The following is a 16,964-nucleotide window of genomic DNA, read 5'->3' as shown; positions in this document are numbered from 1 at the left end:
GTTAACGACCATCGCGAGCAAGCTCGCTCCTACAGTGGAGCATTCTCGCTTTACTGAACAGCATTACGCTCCTACCGGAATGTGTGGCGTACTAAAAGACGAGGATAGCCGCTCATTCCTCTTTGAAGGCTGCGAGCAAGCGTTCGCGCAAAGGTTTCATCAGGTAGTTCATCAAGGTACGCTCGCCCGTGACCACCGTGACATCGGCAAGCATGCCCGGCCGCACCGGCAGGCCGGCGGCCTGTAGCGACACAACGGTATCTGCGGGAATTTCGACCTTGGCGGAAAAATATGGCTGGTGAGTCTGCTCATCGATCAACTGGTCCGCCGACACCGTAGTCACCGTCCCGGTGACAGTCGGGGTATCCACCCGTTGCAGCGCCGTGAAGTGCACGTGTACCGGCAACCCCGGACGCAACTTGTTGGCCATCAACGGCTCGAAACGCGCGGTGATCGCCATCGGCGCATCCAACGGCACCACCTGCATCAGGATTTGTCCCGCCTGGGCAACGCCGCCAATCGTATGAATGTTCACGTCCATGACCTGTCCGGACACCGGCGCGCGGATCGTACCGTTTTCGACTTCAAACTCAAAGGCACTGATCTGATCGGCAAAAGCTGACGCCTCGGCGGAGACTTCACTGAGCTGGATTTCGGCATCACGGCGAAATTCCTGCTGCGCCTGCAAGGCCTTGACCCGACCTTCATTGATCGACTGGCGAGTCCTGCCGGCATCACCTATCACGGAGGCAATCTGCCCGGCCAATTGGGCGGCGTTGCGCTCGGCCTCGAAGAGCTTGTTGCGCGGGACATAGCCCTCATGTGCCAAAACACGCAGGCCTTCCAGCTCCTGCTGCTGGAAGCGCATCTGCGTTTCGTAGTTGCGCTTGACGCCTGCATATCCGATCAGTTGCTGCTGCAATGCGGCGGTTTCGTGTTCGATGATCTGCAAGCGACTGGCCAATTCTGCACGCCGGGTCGCAAATAACTGGCTCTGCAAGGCCATGGCTGCCTTGAGCCGCGGCTCTTCAGCGTGTTCCAGCAAGTCAGGGGGCCATTGGATCTCGGCGGTGCCCAGGCGCTCGGCAATCAAGCGAGCCTCGACGCTGCGATCATTAAGCAATTTGCCCCGGGTCACGTCCAGTTGTGACTGCGCTTGCACCGTGTTGAGTTGCACCAGCAACTGGCCTTGGGTGACGCGGTCGCCATCACTGACCAGCAGTTTTTCCACCACGCCACCGACCAACGACTGCACCGCTTTGCGTTCGCCCGCCACTACCACGGTGCCACTGCCCACGACACCCTGATCGAGCGGCGCCAGGCAGGCCCAGAGCAGGAAGCCACCCAGTGCCAGGGCCAGGAAGCCCACGCCATATCTTGCCGCGCTGCCCGCGTCGGTATTGGCACCTGGCAGCGTGGGTTTATCACGTACGCTCGGTCGTTGTTCGCTGTACATCTGTGTGCCTGGGGTCAGATCATGCATCTTCGCCAGCCTCCTTGATCGCTACCGGTCTCGGCCCCGCAAGCAATGCCTTGAGCACCCGGTCCCGTGGACCGAATGCTTGTTGGGTGCCGTCCTTGAGCACGAGGATGTGGTCAACCACCGCCAGTACACTAGGCCGATGTGTAATCAGCACCACGGTGCTACCAGCAGTCTTGAGCGCACCGATCGCCTGGACCAGCGCTAGCTCTCCGGCTTCATCCAGATTGGAGTTCGGCTCATCGAGCACGATCAGCGAAGGGAGCCCATAGAGTGCACGGGCCAGGCCGAGGCGCTGTTTCTGCCCCCCGGACAATCCCAGCCCGCCGGGGCCCAACGGCGTGTCGTAACCTTTGGGGAGCCTCAGGATGATCTCGTGTATGCCAGCATGACGCCCCGCCACGATGATCTTGTGAGCGTCCTGCTCACCGAAGCGGGCAATATTGTCGGCCACCGTGCCGTCGAACAGCTCTATGTCCTGCGGCAAGTAGCCCAGGTGCGGGCCCAAGGCGTCGTGAGACCATTGGCTGATCTCGGCGTCATCGAGGCGCACCGACCCGCCCATGGCTGGCCAGACCCCGACCAGCGCCCTGGCCAGCGTTGACTTTCCACTGGCGCTGGGCCCGACAACGCCGAGCACGTCACCTTTGACCAAATTGAAATTGATCCCCCGCAGGATCGGTTGCGAGGCACCGGGCGGGCCGACATACAACTGCTCCACATGCACCGCGCCGGTGGGCGGCGGCAACGGCATGCGCAGGCGCTCGCCTGGATGCCGGACAAGGAGTTGGCTGAGGCGCTGGTAACTCTGGCGGCCGGAGTTGAATTGCTTCCACGAGCCGATGGCGATTTCCACGGGGGCCAGGGCGCGCCCCAATAGCAGCGACATGGCGATCATCATGCCCGCCGACAATTGGCCTTCGAGCACCAACAGCGCGCCGAGCCCCAGGGCCAGCGATTGCCCGCAAATGCGTACGAAACGAGTCATCGACGTGATACGCGCGCTACGGTCACTGGCATGGGCCTGGGCCGCTACGATGCGCTGCTGCAGCAGGCTCCAGCGCTGACGCAATGGCCCGAGCATGCCCAGGGCCTGGATGACTTCGGCATTGTGGAACGTGCTGTTGAGATAAATCGACGACTGCACACCCAGTCGATTGGCTTCGTCCAGGCGTGTTCGAGTCGCCCATTCCCCCCACAGAGCCAGGCCGACCAGTATCAGGGCCAGAACCAGCGTCAGCACGCCAAACCATGGGTGAAAGATGAACGCTATCAGCAAAAAGATCGGCAACCATGGCGCATCGAGCAAGGCAATCAGGCCCTGGCCGGTGATCAACTGCCGCAGTGTCGCCAGATCGGTGAGCACCTGGGCCGGGTTGGCATCGTGCTCGCGAAGGCTGCGGGCGAAAGCGGCGTCGAAAAGCCGCTCGCCCAAGGCTTCGTCGAGCCCCGCGCTCATGCGAATCATCACCGCGCCACGCACCCACTCGATCAAGGCGCTGAACATGAACAACCCCAGCGCAATCAAAGTAAGCATGAACAAAGTGGTTTCGTTACGACTGGTAAGGACCCGGTCGTACACCTGCATCATGTAGAGCGACGGCACCAGCACCAACAGGTTAATCACGCCACTGAACAGTGCCAACGACCAAAACACCCGGCGGTAGCTTAATAACGCGGCGTCAATGTCATGACGCGGATCGAGAAAAAAACCCATAGAAAGTTGCTCGCTTAAGAAAGAGTCGGTCCAGGACGCAATCCATCGCGAGCGTTTGCCCAAGGGGAGAAACACTAAATGCAGTCTGACGTGCCGCTATCAGAGACGGTCCTCGTCGCTACAGGCGCCAATAACTGACAACGCGGCCTCGGGTTAGTGCCAGTTATGCAGATCGGGCTTTCAAGTGGGTGACGGGCGGGTATGTTGCACAACGGCAAGTTGGCATTGCGCGCCGCCATGGCAAGGGTAACCGGGCTGCCAGGCAATGCCTTCCCGCGCCAGGGCAATACAGTTCTTCGCGGGTCGCGGACAAAACGTGCAAGCTCACACTCTAAAGCGCGCTACCGTCTCGTTCAGTGCTCCTGCCATCTGCGCCAACTCCAAACTTGCTACCTGGGTTTGCTGGCCCCCCACTGAGACCTGGTCGGACACGTTACGAATTCCTACTAGATTTCGATCTACCTCACGCGCCACCAGGGCCTGCTCCTCTGTGGCACTGGCGATCAGCAGGTTGCGCTCATTGATCTGCGAGATCGAACGGGCAATTTCTTCCAGTGCCTCGCCGGAGCGTTGCGCGACTTCGAGGGTCGACTGCACCAGGTGACGGCTGCTTTGCATGGCGTTAACAGCCTGCACGGTATCGAGCCGAATATTGCCGATCATCTGTTCGATTTCCTGAGTCGACAGCTGAGTGCGATGGGCCAGTGCTCGCACCTCATCGGCGACCACCGCGAATCCACGACCAGCATCTCCGGCGCGAGCTGCTTCAATCGCCGCGTTGAGGGCCAACAAATTGGTTTGCTCTGCGATGCTGCGAATCACGTCAAGCACCGAGCTGATCTCTTGCACGCCCTTGGCCAATTGCTGGATACGCTCTGAGGTATCGGTCATGCCGTCCGCCAGCGCTCCTATCGAGGAAACTGTTTCTTGAACTTGCTCACGGCCGCGTTGCGCGGATTGCTCAGACACCCGCGACGCCTCGCTTGTGCTGACTGCATTGCGTGCGACCTCGTCGACGGCCGCCGTCATCTGATTGACCGCTGCCGCAGCCTGCGCAATCTCCAGACCCTGCTGCTGCAAGCTGCTGCTGGTCTGGCTACTGACCGCGCTCAGCTCTTCGGACGAACTGGACACCCGTTCGACCGCCGCCGCGATGTGCTTCACCATCGCATTCAAGCTTTGCTGCATCTGGTGCATGTTCATCATTACGCTATCGTCAGCACTCGCATTCAAGGGCACTTGAATCGTCAGATCGCCTTGGGCGATTTGACTCAAGACCTGCGCAGCAACTATGGGCTCTCCACCCAAAGGTCGAGTGACACTACGCGTCACGATGACTGCAACGACGATTACTGAGAGCAGACAGAACACAAGCAAACCCAACATGTTCAGTCGCGCATCGTTGTACAGTGCCTGTGCCGACTTTTCGCGATCGGCAAAGATCTGCCCTTGCAGCACCATCAAGGAATCAAGGCTTTTGTAAACCTGCTGTTCTGCGGGGACGACGTGCTGCTTCAGCTGCGCCATCGCGGCATCAAATGCGCCTTGCCTGATCAACACCTGCACTTGGGTAAACGCAGAGACGTAGGCTTCCCGGTTCTGTTTCAGGGCAGCATAGGCGGCCTTGCCATCCGCTGAATCGAGCAACGGCTCCAGGGTTTCAAGTGCCTGGCTGATGCGTTTTTTAGTGGCATCGATGGCCTGTTGCGCTTGCTGAATGTCCTTGTCGATCAGCAAATCCCTGGTGTTCCTGGCGTTGTCCCGTACACCTGTGGCAATGACCAGGATCGGGTCAATTTTCGGCCAGTCCTGTTTGACGATCACCATTGCCTGTTCCTTGAGCGTTGCCAGATCGTGCAGCGCGTAGAACGTCAGACCGATCAATACCAACGGCGCAATTGCAAATCCAATAGCAATACGTCGTGCCGTGCTTAACTTGGCCATATCAAATGCTCCCTGATTAATACCCGCCCGACGGGCAGCACATTGGAATACTGCATGTGCCTATGCGCCCTGCATCCACCTTGCCTTGGTCGTTTCAGTGTCCACGGATATAGTGTTCCAGTTGCCGGATCAGGTCGGCCTGCTCGACGATGGCCTCTTTCACCAGATCACCAATCGACAGGAGGCCAATCAGTTGATCACCTTCCACCACCGGTAAATGACGCAGATGACTGTCGGTCATAACCATCATGCAACGCTCGATGCTCTGTTGACTGTCTGCCGTAACGACGGGCGCGCTCATGATGACCCGGACTGGAGTACCGACCGAAGATCGCCCCTGTAGGACGACCTTGCGCGCATAATCACGCTCGCTGATAACGCCAACCACCTGCCCATCCTCTATCACGGGTAGAGCACCTACATTCTTTTCAGCCATCATCTTCAGCGCTTCATACACCATCTGATCTGGCGCGATGCTATGTACCTGCTGGTTTTGCGTGACCTTCAGTTTCAGCAATTGTGCGGCTGTTTTCATGAACGGCTCCGAAGATAATTACGGATAAAAAACGCAAAAAAAACGCCTGAAACCCTTCGGTTCCAGGCGCCTTTGCCTGTTCTTTTGCAGTGTTAAAGCCTGAGATTCCTGTCTGAGGTACCAACCATATTCATGACCTGTTCAGTACATCGATCATCGTTGACCGAGGAGGAGTCCAGAGGAATATGCAGTAGGTAACCTGATGCAGGTCTTGCAGCCTTTGTGCCAGCCGGCAGCACAGACACTTCATCCTATGCGCAAGTGCAGGCTCCCGAGCTATAGGTGGTTATCACGGTAACCGCGATCCAGGCGAGTTTCTGTGGCTTGAGCAGGCATCCCGAGAAAGCGGATTGCCAAGGTCAGCAAATCGATGAGCTGGGCTAAAGGAGGCGAAAGCCCACCGCGTCGCTTCCGACTGGTGCACTTTGTTAAGCGCAGCGCTTTACAACAGTGCATGTCCTGCTGACTCCACAATGCTAGTGCTCATGAGTTCAAAGTCAGGACGGAGGCAGAGGACTGGTTTATCGCCAACTGGATGTACCCACGGTGGGTGCCTGGCAGCCTGCTACACCTGCAATTAGTTTCACCCCTTTGCCGGCGGCCGCCATGTGCAAGTGGAAAAGGCACTGCAACGACATCGCAGGCCACCACCTCAATGCTCTTTGACTTTCCTGATACGCAGCACAATCAACGCAAGAATACCGATCGCGAGCGGTGCCATGACCAGCATGGCCTCTCGCGGGGACACCTCAACGCCAAGCAGGTGCACCCCTGAGTAACCCAGCTTGAGCAAACTGAGCAGGTAGTAGGTAATGGCAATAATCGACAGCCCCTCCACTGCGCGCTGGATCTTGATCTGGGCATCGGCGCGAGCATTCAGGCTTTTCAGGATTTCCGAGTTCTGTTCCTCCATTTCGACCTGGACTCGTGCTTGTAACAGATCGCCCAGGTTGGCCACGCTTTCGGCCAGGTGCTCCAGGCGCTGTTCGGTGGCGGTGCAGTACCTGACGGTAGGTTTGAAGCGGCGTTCGATAAATACGCCCAGGCGTTGGCAATCACCTACGTGACTTTCCCGCAGCTCACCCAGACGTTCGAACACCAATTGCGCATAGGCTTGCGTGGCACTGAAACGGTGCCGGGTTTTCGCCGCGCTGCTCACCACTTGCGCAGAAAGGTTGGAAATATCCGCAAGCAGGGCTTTTGCATTACTGCCGTCCGGGTCGGCGTTGCGTTCGGAAAGGGTGACCAGGGTCTTGTCGAAAGCATCGAGCTGCGCGCTCAAGTCCTTGGCCATGGTCAAGGATAGCGAGGCCATCATCCTGTAGGTCTCGATTTCCAGCAGGCGACGTATCATCCGGCCTTGCCGGTAGGCATTCAGGCGCCGGTTGACGAACAGCATGTGGTTGTTGCCCTCCTCGCTCAAGCGAAAATCACTCCAGACCATGGCATCGCCACCGCCCACGCACGAACCGCTCGGATCCTTGAAGCCGTACCGGGACAGATCCAGGCCGGTTTCACCACGCACGACAATCTGCACCGAGTTGATCAGGGCCGGCAAATGCACTTCAACCTTTGACGCCAGCACCTCCGGCAGCGTTGTCCAGGACAAGTCATCACAAGATGAAGTGACCACCAGCGTCAGGGTGAAAAACTCGGCATGGCGCTCCCATTTCAGTGCATGGCCATCGAGTTGGGTAATGCCTTGGGCGGCATTCAGGTCGAGGGTGCCAAGGCAGCATTGTTCAAGGAATGCATTGCACGCCTGATCGCTGCCGAGGAAGGCCAGATGAAACACATGGGCCGGCTCATCGAAATACAGTGACGGGCGCGCGTGCAGTTCGTTGTGCAGGCTTTGTCGTAACGGGTGCATGTTGTATGGCCATATTGGAGTTGTTTTTGCCGCTTGCGATGAATGCCCACCCGAGCCAGGTGCCGAATCTTTCGGGGCATTATCGATTGCTGTTGTTGGTGGGACAGTTTGGCGAACTCATGAGTCACGGCCAGGTGACAAACCCTGGATCAACAGTAGCGAACCAGGGACAGACACCGTCCGAAGCGTGTTTGTCGACCTGCCATCGCTGCAGCCGGCAAACGAAACCATCGTCCGGGTTTCATCTACCCTGGGCGAGAAAGTCGCGCCAGATCTGGTGGCCGACATCGTCATATCGCTTGACCAGCTCGCGGAAGGAACGACGGTGCGCGGAGTCCACCAAAGGCTCAGGAAGCATCGGATCGAACACGATCTGGCGCATGGCCTGGTCCCCCAGCACATACGACTCACGGGCAGCGTCCTCAATCGGCATGCCGGCCAAGCGCGCCATCGACGCCTGCAGTGTGCGTTGACCGTCGCTGTAGGTTTTCTGCAACTCACTGGCGTCCCACAGCAAACGGGCCCGGGCGTCTCGCTGCGGATCGAACTGCTGCGCCTGGAACACCGCCGTCGAGTTCTCCACGCCCAGTGACAGCAGGCGTTCGCGTGTGTGCGCCACTCCACCGAGCAGGTTATCAGGACGGATGAACAATCCGTCATCCAGTTCGCGCAAGCCCACCAATCCGAATGCGCGCTCTCGGGCACGCAATGCTTTGCGATCGCTGCGGCCCAGGGCCGCCGTAAGCGCCACCACCCAGCTGCCATCCCACTCACGCAGACGCGTTTCGGCCTGACGCCAGGCGCCTATCTCTTCGCCCAACGCTCTGCCGGCCTGGCCAAGACGGTAGGCGCCGCGCACGACAGTTTCGATCAGTTCGGCGCTCTGCAACCGGGCAAGGGCAACGCGTGTGTTGTTCGCAGACAGACCGAACAAAGCGCAGGCGCGCACGGCGCTGGTGACATCCAGCTCACCACCTTCGACAACCAGGAGCAATTTGAGGATCAACTGACGCGGCGTTGGCGTCGGGTTTTCGAGCTCGTCTGAAGCGGGTTCCAACAAGAAACAGTCCTCCCTTCCCGGCACGATTCGGCACGCACCTGATGAATGATCGTAAATTACAGTGATTGACATAAAAAATACATTGCGTGTAATTTTCTCCGAACCTATCACGGAGAAACCCGCTCATGTCTGCCGCAACCCAGCCAAAGATCGACACCCCGTTTTCAACCCACGAAGTTTTCAATCAGCCGCAGCCATTGCCAGCTTACAACGCCTGGGACAGTGATGTCCCATTGCGCGAGGCGGTGCGAGCGAACGGCGGCGACTGGGCACAGGCACAGTTATCGGCCCATGGCGCCATGAGTGGCGGCGAGCAAATGGAGCTGGGCGAGCTGGCCAATCGCAACAAGCCCGTGCTTCACGCCTTCGATCGCTATGGCCGGCGCATTGACGAAGTGCAGTTCCATCCCGCCTATCACCAGCTGATGCTCAACGCGATGCGCGGCGAGGTACACAGTTTTTCGTGGAACCACTCGGGGCAACCCGGAGCCCATGTGGTGCGCGCTGCCTTGTTGTATCTCAATGGCCAGGCAGATGCAGGCACCTGCTGCCCGTTGACCATGACCCACGCCGCCATTCCGGCGCTGTTGAACACCCCTGAGCTGGCAAAAATCTGGATACCCAAACTGACCGCCCGGGACTACGATCCACGTCCGCTACCCGTCGAGCAAAAACGCGCCTGCACCATAGGCATGGGCATGACCGAAAAACAGGGTGGCTCGGATGTACGCAGCAATACCACCCAGGCCCACCCTCAGGCCGATGGCAGCTTCAAACTGATCGGTCACAAGTTCTTCTTCTCTGCCCCCATGTGCGATGCGCACCTGGTACTTGCCCAGCTCGATGGGCGCGTGAGCTGTTTTCTGATGCCGCGAATCCTGCCTGATGGCTCGCTCAATGCCGTGCGCATCCAGCGTCTGAAAGACAAGTTGGGCGACTGGAGCAATGCCTCCTCTGAAGTGGAGTTCCAGGGCGCAACGGCCTATCTGGTCGGTGCTGAAGGTCGCGGGGTGGCGACCATTCTGGAGATGGTCGCTCTGACCCGTCTGGACTGCGTGATCGCCTCTTCGGCATTGATGCGCCAGGCCCTGGTGCAAGCACTTAACCACGTCAGCCAACGACATGCCTTCGGCCATGTGCTGATCGAACAACCGCTGATGCGTAACGTGCTGGCCGATCTGGCGCTGGAGAGTGAGGCCGCCGTGGCCTTCACGATGCGCATCGCCCGCGCCGTGGATGCCTCGCCGAACGATCCGCAGGAAGCGGCCTTCGCTCGTATCGCCACGGCCATCGGCAAGTACTGGATTTGCAAACGCACCCCGGCGTTCGTCAACGAGGCCCAGGAATGTCTGGGCGGGATTGGCTTTGTCGAAGAAAACATCCTGCCGCGCCTGTACCGCCAGGCACCTTTGAATTCCATCTGGGAAGGCAGCGGTAACGTGCAGTGCCTGGATGTGCTGCGCTCGTTGCACAAAGACCCGGCGATAAGTGAAGCCTTGTTTGCCGAACTGCAGAGCGCCGCAGGCCTGCACCCGCTGTACGACAGCCACCTGCAGTGGCTGCACAACGCATTCCAGGACATTGGCAACCTCGAGGCCCGCAGCCGTCTGGTGGTGGAGCGTACCGCGCTGGCAATCCAGGCCGGGCTGCTGCTCAAGTCAGGCAACAACGAGATTGCCGACATCTTCTGCCGGGCACGCCTGGGCAGCGAGTGTGGATTCGCCTTTGGCAGCCTTGATTCCAATGCACCGCTGAGTACCTTGATCGAGCGCGCCATGCCCCGTCTCTGAGCTAGCCATAACAATAAAAAAGGAGAACGCCATGAGTGTACATTTAGGGCGGTTGCTGGCACAGCGCGCCGACTTGACGCCAGACCGAGAAGCGCTGGTTTCACCCACGGGAAGATGGACCTTCACCCAGTTCGACGCACGCTGTAATCGCCTGGCCAATTACATGCTTGCACAGGGCGTGGCCGAAGGCGATCGCGTAGCGGTCTATTCAAAGAACAGCGAATTTCTCGCCTGCGCGCTGTTTGCCGTAGCGAAGGCCGGCGCCACGTTGGTGGTACTCAACTGGCGTCTTCAGGCGCCCGAGCTGAGCTACATCCTGGCCGACAGCGAACCGGCAGCACTGCTGTTCGAGGACGCGTTCGCACCCACCGTCCGGCAATTGGTAGCTGACCGACCAGGTCTGATCCTGATCAACAAAGGTACCGAACAAGCGCCAGGCGCCTACGAGCGCATCACTGCCGATACCGGCCTGGACGCGCCGCTGTTGCTGGGCCGCGGCGGCGATGCCCCTGCGGTGATCATGTACACCTCGGGCACTACCGGAAAACCCAAGGGCGCTCTGCTCTCCCACGCTGCTTTGATCTGGACCGCGCAAAGCAACAGCGCCACGCTGGAGTGGAATCAGGACCACCGTTTTCTGTTGATCGCCCCGATGTTCCATATCGGCGGTCTTTCACCCATGCTGACCAACGTGTTCAAAGGTTGCACCACGGTGCTGCTGCCTGACTTCGACCCGACACAGGTCTGGGAGGTGATCGCCCGCGAGCGCATCACCAGCTTGATGACGGTGCCGGTGATGCTTCAGGCATTGTTGGCCCTGGCAAAAAAACAGGAAGTCGATAGCAGCAGCCTGGTTTCCGTGACCTGCGGCGCCTCGGCAGTTCCCCTCAGGCTGATCGAAGACTGTCTGGCCATCGGCGTGAAAGTGCAGCAGGTGTACGGCATTACCGAGTTTTGTGGCGCGGTGACCTTTTGGACCCACGAAATGGGCCTCGCCCATGCCCACTCCCACGGCAAGGTGCTGATGTTTGGTGAGGTCAGAATCGTCGATCCGTCCAGCCTGGAGCCACTGGCCCCCGGCCTGGACGGCGAAGTCTGGTGTCGTGGGCCGATGATGTTTTCCGGCTACTGGCGTAATCCGCAAGCCACCCAGGCAGCTATTCAAAAAGGTTGGTACAGAACCGGTGACATCGGTCGCATTGACGAGCATGGATTTCTCCACGTTGTGGATCGCCTGAAGGACATGATCATCAGCGGTGGCGAGAACATCTACCCGGCAGAATTGGAGGCGGTGATTGCCTCGTTGCCAGGTGTCGCCGAGGTCGCCGTCATCGGCCAGCCTGATGAGCGATGGGGCGAGGTGCCGGTTGCCTTCGTCGTGGCCGCGTCGCCAGGAGCTACCAGTGAGGCCGCGATCATCGAGGCCTGCCGCCTGCGTCTGGCTGGTTTCAAGTGCGTGAAGTCGGTGCAGATGATTGACACCTTGCCCCGCAGTTCGGTGGGCAAGGTTCTGAAGCGGCAGCTGTTTGCATGAGCCCGAGCAAGTGCCGCTGAACATCAGCGGCACTTGCGCACGCGGCAATCACGTTGGCGACGCTTGGCTTAACGATCAGCGAAAACGTTCAGCGAGCCGCTTGTGCGATATCCCCGCAAAAAAGATCGACGCTGCCATCCTCAGGTGTCGTGCGCACGACAACGGAATATTGACCGGACAACAGATCCGACACAGAAATCGGAGCAACTCGCTCAAACCTCCAACCTGTCTGAGCAGTACGCTGAGTGGTAATCCTGTCGTTCATCTCGTAAGCAACCGGGCCTGGCTGGTGGCAGTTGCCTCTGTTGACGAACGTGTAAATGCGCAACGGCATGGTGGTTCCTGTCGGGACGCCAGAGATATAGAAGTTGAAATTACTTTCGTTGTCCACGTCGGTCAGCGTCGTATTGGCGATCTGGCCGGTATTCTGCTCGGTGGCTTTCAGGGGAAGCGTCACCGACTGGGTGGATGAACGGGTACAGCCCGAGAGACTTACTGTGACCAGTAGCGCTGTCAGTGGGAGGGTGTAATTCATTGACAACCTCGATCGGTTGAAGAAGTGCTGGGTGGAATATTGTGTATAGCTGATTAGCTCATGTTGCACTCCTCCGGAATGTACTTCTCAGACATGCCCCATCCCGTGCCGCTCCTGCATTGAGCAATGTCTCGATCCGAGTGCAGAAACAACAATTATTCCCAAACCCACTACACTGGTTTGCGAACTGACTGCTGTAGTCATCGCCAGAGTGAGCAGCCATGTAACCGCCAATGATTAATCCATCCACCGTAGGTGAACTTCATGAACCTCATGATCCTGGCGCAGCGTACCTGGAACTCCGCAGTCACTACGACCCGCCTTTGCTCGCACGTTGAACGCCACCATGGCGCGCCCCTCGTCGTACTCGGGCTGAGCCTGATCGCGTCGACGGCGGTGTTCGCGGCTGACCCTTTGGCATCCTGGAATGACGGGCCGGCCAAGCAAGCCATCGTGGAATTCGTCAAGGCGACCACCCAGCAAGGGGGTAGCCAGTTCGTTTCGCCAGCCGAACGCATCGCGACCTTCGACCAGGACGGCACGTTATGGGTCGAACATCCTGCGTATAGCCAACTGTTTTATTGCCTGAGCCGCGTTCCTGAGGTGGTCAAGGCAAAACCGGAGTTGGCCAGCGCCGAACCCTTCAAGACGGTACTGTCGGGCGACCGCGCCGCCATGGCAAAACTGACCCTCGATGACTACCTGAAAATCGCCATGGTGACCCTCAGCGGCATGCCTACGGATGAGTTCAAGCAGCAAGTTCGTGCATGGCTGGCCGAAGCCCGCGACCCTCGCTGGAAGCGTCCTTTCACCGAACTGACGTATCAGCCGATGAAAGAAGTCATGCAGTACCTGCGTGACAATGGCTACAAGACCTACATTGTCACCGGGGGTGGTCAGGACTTCGTTCGCGCCTATTCCGAGGAGATCTATGGCGTGCCTGCGGAACAGGTCGTCGGGAGTGCTGGCGCAACCGAGTATGTCTACGACAAGAGCGGTAAACCGCAGTTGATCAAGCAACCCAAAGTAGTGCTCAACGACAACGATGCCGGCAAGCCAGAGAACATTTATCTGATGACGGGCCGTCAGCCAAACGCGGCCTTCGGCAACTCCACCGGTGACAAGCAGATGCTGGAGTACACCAAGGCCGGCCAAGGCGCGCGACTGGTGATGCTGGTGCTGCATGACGATGCCGAGCGCGAATATGCCTATGGCCCGGCTCAAGCATTGCCCGAGACCAAGGTAGGCACCTTTACCCAACCCCTTTATGACCAGGCAAAGCGAGATGGCTGGACGGTCATCAGCATGAAAAAGGATTGGAAGAAGGTGTTTGCGTTCGAGTGAAACACCGCAGCAAGTGAATGTAACGCATGAGCAAATACCCCGCTGAGCAGTAAAAGCCGCACTAGACTCCTTCGTGCGTCTTGCTCCTTACAGGGGCATGCAACAACAGCAGTCGTGATCTGTATGCAGTACCTGGGCTAATTACTCGGTGGTCAACGCACGTGGGTCAATGCAGTTGTGCACTCATCACCGGCCAACATTATGAAACAACGAGGTTGCTGGCATGGATAAGCTATCGGATCGTTTCAAGTTGTCTGTCGTGTTTGCTGCACTGTTGTCATTGAACGGGCTTGCCCACGCCGCTCAAACAGAAAAAACCAATATCCTGTTCATCGTTTCCGATGACACTGGCTACGGCGATCTGGGGCCGTACGGAGGCGGGATCGGGCGCGGCATGCCCACGCCCAAGATCGATGAGTTGGCGGCAGAAGGTGTCACTTTCTACTCCTTCTATGCACAGCCGAGCTGTACGCCTGGCCGGGCGGCCATGCAAACCGGGCGTATCCCCAATCGCAGCGGCATGACCACCGTGGCGTTTCAAGGCCAGGGCGGTGGTTTGCCAGCTGCCGAATGGACGCTGGCATCCGTGTTGAAGACCGGCGGCTATGACACCTACTTCACCGGCAAATGGCATTTGGGCGAAGCCGACTATGCGCTGCCCAATGCCCAGGGTTATGACGTGATGAAGTACGTCGGCCTGTATCACCTCAATGCCTATACCTACGCGGACCCAACGTGGTTCCCCGACATGGATCCGGAAACCCGCGAGATGTTCCAGAAGGTGACCAAAGGCGCGTTGTCCGGCAAGGCCGGCGAAAAACCGGTTGAAGAGTTCAAGGTCAATGGCCAGTACGTGGACACGCCCGTCGTGGATGGTAAACCTGGCGTGGTCGGCATTCCGTTCTTTGATAACTATGTCGAAAAAGCTGCCCTCGAGTTTCTCGACACGGCAGCCAAATCCGACAAGCCGTTTTTCATCAACGTCAACTTCATGAAAGTCCACCAGCCGAACATGCCGGCTCCGGAGTTCATTCATAAGTCCATGTCCAAATCCAAATACGCCGACTCCATCGTCGAACTCGATACCCACATCGGCCGCATCATGGACAAGCTCAAGGCGCTGGGCCTGGATAAGAACACCTTGGTGGTTTACACCACAGACAACGGGGCCTGGCAGGACGTTTATCCGGACGCCGGTTATACCCCGTTCCGTGGCACCAAGGGCACAGTGCGTGAGGGCGGTAACCGGGTGCCGGCCATTGCCGTCTGGCCAGACAAGATCAAGCCGGACACGAAAAACCACGAGATTCTCGGTGGCCTGGATTTGATGGCGACGTTCGCCGCCGTGGCTGGCGTGAAGCTGCCCGAGAAAGACCGTGAAGGTCAGCCGATCATCTTCGACAGCTACGACATGACGCCAGTACTCACCGGTAGCGCCCCTTCTCCGCGCAAGGAGTGGTTCTACTTTACCGAGAATGAATTGTCCCCGGGTGCGGCCCGTGTAGGGAACTATAAAGCGGTATTCAACCTGCGCGGCGACGATGGCGCCCAAACGGGCGGTCTCGCCGTGGACTCGAACCTGGGTTGGAAAGGCGCACAAAAATACGTGGCCACCGTGCCGCAGGTCTTTGACTTGTGGCAAGACCCGCAAGAGCGCTATGACCTCTTCATGAACAACTTTACCGAGCGTACCTGGACCATGGTGCCGATCTCGGCAGCGATCATGAAACTGATGAAAACGTACATTGATTACCCGCCTCGCAAGATGCAAAGCATGACCTATGACGGACCGATGGAGCTGTCGCAGTACCAGAAATTCCAATATGTGCGTGATGCCCTGAAGAAGGAAGGCATCAACCTGTCGTTGCCAAACGGTAACTGATCAATTCACCTGAAAAATGGCGGCCTCGGCAGAGGTCGCCACGGTTCGAGCCGCAGTGGCCAACGCTCCAGCTTTCGTGGACCACGGCGGCCTCGCCTACACCGAATCCGGCTGGACCTCTGGCTCACTAGTTAACGCGCCTTGCCCTCTCGCCCGGCGGCCGTTGCCGGGCGGACAATCATCGCACCTGCTGCCGAGTGGACAATTGCCTTGGCAGGAACACCTCGGCCAGCATGCAGCGCGCGCTGCCGCCACCGATGCGCTCGATGGTGTCGATGTAAACCGGCAACGGCGTGGTGTGAGTTTCGATCAAGCGACGCTGATCGGCGTCCAGCGATTGCCAGGCGGTGCGTGACATCACCAGTAGCGGCTCGCCTGCTGCGTTGTGCACCTCCAGCATGTTGCCGGCGAAAGATTCCAGTTGCGCCCAATCCAGGGCGATCACCTGCTTGCCGCTGTCTTCCAGGCGCGCACGCAATACCTGGCGTTCGGCGGGATCAGCAACCGATGACAGGCACACCACGGCCAGGCGCGTGCCCACGCTCATCATCACATTGGTGTGATAAATCGCCACGCCTTGGCGGTCCACCGCGTTGAACGCGCAGAGTTCGTAGCCCAGATGGGTGACCAACTGATCCAGTGCCCGGGCGTGGGTGCGCGTGGAATACCCGGCGTAGCAGATCCGCTGTTGCCGATCCAGGACCATGCTGCCGGTGCCTTCCAGGAAAACCTCCTGCTCTTCAAGGCTGGACAGGTCCAGCACCTGTTCGACCCGGTATTCGCCCAGCAACCCGTCGAGTACACCCTTGTCCCGTTCCAGACGCCGGTTGTGGCCCTGCATCGGGTACAGCACCAGGGTGCCGTCCGGGTGGCTGCTCCACCAGTTGTTGGGGAAGATCGAATCCGGGGTATGCGGCGCTTCGCGATCGTTGTGCACCAGGACTTCGACGCCGTGCCGACGCAACGCGTCGACATAGCCATCGAACTCGGCAAGGGCCTTGAGTTGTACGTCTTCAGCAATGGTTGCCGGACGCTGGAAGCGGTTGTTCGCCGCCGTGTCGTGATTGAAGGAGAAACGTGTCGGACGAATCATTAAAACCGTATTGGTGGTTTGCATGGGCACAGGCTCAATGAGGGACGAGAGAGGCTCATTGTCTGTTTCAAAGCGGGAAAAACCCGGTTGATAACGGCTGTTGCGCTGATGGAAACGGCTGAAGATTCCGGGTTGCCCAGCCGATTTGGTGAGGACCGGAAAGCAAAAGATCGCAGCCTT

The 16,964-nt window shown here is 58.7% G+C and carries 12 protein-coding genes and 1 pseudogene; 4 read left to right on the top strand and 9 right to left on the bottom strand.

What is annotated here, in order from left to right:
• Nucleotides 1-112: 112 nt before the first annotated feature.
• The 7 genes and pseudogenes from PMI26_RS23635 to PMI26_RS23660 all read right to left on the bottom strand — a co-directional run bounded on the left by PMI26_RS23635 (nt 113) and on the right by PMI26_RS23660 (nt 8,603).
• Nucleotides 113-1,483 (bottom strand): HlyD family type I secretion periplasmic adaptor subunit, encoded by a 1,371-nt coding sequence (locus PMI26_RS23635; protein ID WP_007971564.1) that lies wholly within the window; start codon nt 1,481-1,483, stop codon nt 113-115.
• On the bottom strand, nt 1,476-3,197 hold the full coding sequence (locus PMI26_RS23640) for a type I secretion system permease/ATPase (protein ID WP_007971563.1): 1,722 nt from the start codon (nt 3,195-3,197) through the stop codon (nt 1,476-1,478). Before PMI26_RS23640 ends, PMI26_RS23635 begins: the two co-directional genes overlap by 8 nt.
• 324 nt (nt 3,198-3,521) lie before the next feature.
• Complete coding sequence (locus PMI26_RS23645; protein ID WP_443200836.1) at nt 3,522-4,583, bottom strand: methyl-accepting chemotaxis protein; 1,062 nt, start codon at nt 4,581-4,583, stop codon at nt 3,522-3,524.
• 30 nt (nt 4,584-4,613) lie between these two features.
• A pseudogene (locus tag PMI26_RS32225) lies at nt 4,614-5,141 on the bottom strand (MCP four helix bundle domain-containing protein); the annotation flags it as partial.
• A gap of 94 nt (nt 5,142-5,235) precedes the next feature.
• A complete protein-coding gene (locus tag PMI26_RS23650) occupies nt 5,236-5,676 on the bottom strand; it encodes a CBS domain-containing protein (protein WP_007971558.1) in 441 nt (146 codons plus the stop codon).
• 652 nt (nt 5,677-6,328) lie between these two features.
• Nucleotides 6,329-7,546 carry a DUF3422 domain-containing protein gene (locus PMI26_RS23655; RefSeq protein WP_007971556.1) on the bottom strand — a complete coding sequence of 406 codons (1,218 nt, stop codon included), beginning with the start codon at nt 7,544-7,546 and terminating at the stop codon, nt 6,329-6,331.
• A 241-nt stretch (nt 7,547-7,787) separates the two neighbouring features.
• A complete protein-coding gene (locus tag PMI26_RS23660; protein WP_238540795.1) occupies nt 7,788-8,603 on the bottom strand; it encodes a PaaX family transcriptional regulator C-terminal domain-containing protein in 816 nt (271 codons plus the stop codon).
• 128 nt (nt 8,604-8,731) lie between these two features.
• Here PMI26_RS23660 and PMI26_RS23665 point away from each other — a divergent pair, with 128 nt between their 5' ends.
• A complete protein-coding gene (locus tag PMI26_RS23665) occupies nt 8,732-10,396 on the top strand; it encodes an isovaleryl-CoA dehydrogenase (RefSeq protein WP_007971552.1) in 1,665 nt (554 codons plus the stop codon).
• Between the two features lie 31 nt (nt 10,397-10,427).
• Nucleotides 10,428-11,930 (top strand): o-succinylbenzoate--CoA ligase, encoded by a 1,503-nt coding sequence (gene menE, locus PMI26_RS23670; RefSeq protein ID WP_007971551.1) that lies wholly within the window; start codon nt 10,428-10,430, stop codon nt 11,928-11,930.
• 88 nt (nt 11,931-12,018) lie between these two features.
• Here the strand turns inward: menE and PMI26_RS23675 are convergent, their stop codons facing one another.
• The gene (locus PMI26_RS23675) at nt 12,019-12,465 is read right to left on the bottom strand and encodes a hypothetical protein (RefSeq protein ID WP_007971550.1); all 447 of its coding nucleotides are present in this window, start codon (nt 12,463-12,465) and stop codon (nt 12,019-12,021) included.
• 264 nt (nt 12,466-12,729) lie between these two features.
• On the opposite strand from PMI26_RS23675, the gene PMI26_RS23680 reads away from it, so the two are divergent.
• Both PMI26_RS23680 and PMI26_RS23685 read left to right on the top strand, forming a co-directional pair.
• Nucleotides 12,730-13,809, top strand: coding sequence for an HAD family hydrolase (locus tag PMI26_RS23680; RefSeq protein WP_007971549.1), 1,080 nt, complete (start codon nt 12,730-12,732; stop codon nt 13,807-13,809).
• A 223-nt stretch (nt 13,810-14,032) separates the two neighbouring features.
• Nucleotides 14,033-15,691, top strand: coding sequence for an arylsulfatase (locus tag PMI26_RS23685; protein ID WP_007971548.1), 1,659 nt, complete (start codon nt 14,033-14,035; stop codon nt 15,689-15,691).
• A gap of 178 nt (nt 15,692-15,869) precedes the next feature.
• Here the strand turns inward: PMI26_RS23685 and ctlX are convergent, their stop codons facing one another.
• Complete coding sequence (gene ctlX, locus PMI26_RS23690) at nt 15,870-16,808, bottom strand: citrulline utilization hydrolase CtlX (RefSeq protein WP_033047516.1); 939 nt, start codon at nt 16,806-16,808, stop codon at nt 15,870-15,872.
• Nucleotides 16,809-16,964: the final 156 nt, after the last annotated feature.

It is taken from the genome of Pseudomonas sp. GM33, assembly GCF_000282295.1.
Taxonomy (GTDB): domain Bacteria; phylum Pseudomonadota; class Gammaproteobacteria; order Pseudomonadales; family Pseudomonadaceae; genus Aquipseudomonas; species Aquipseudomonas laurylsulfatiphila.
The sequence above is the reverse complement of the archived record's forward strand: the minus strand, read 5'-3'. Positions and strand labels throughout refer to the sequence as shown.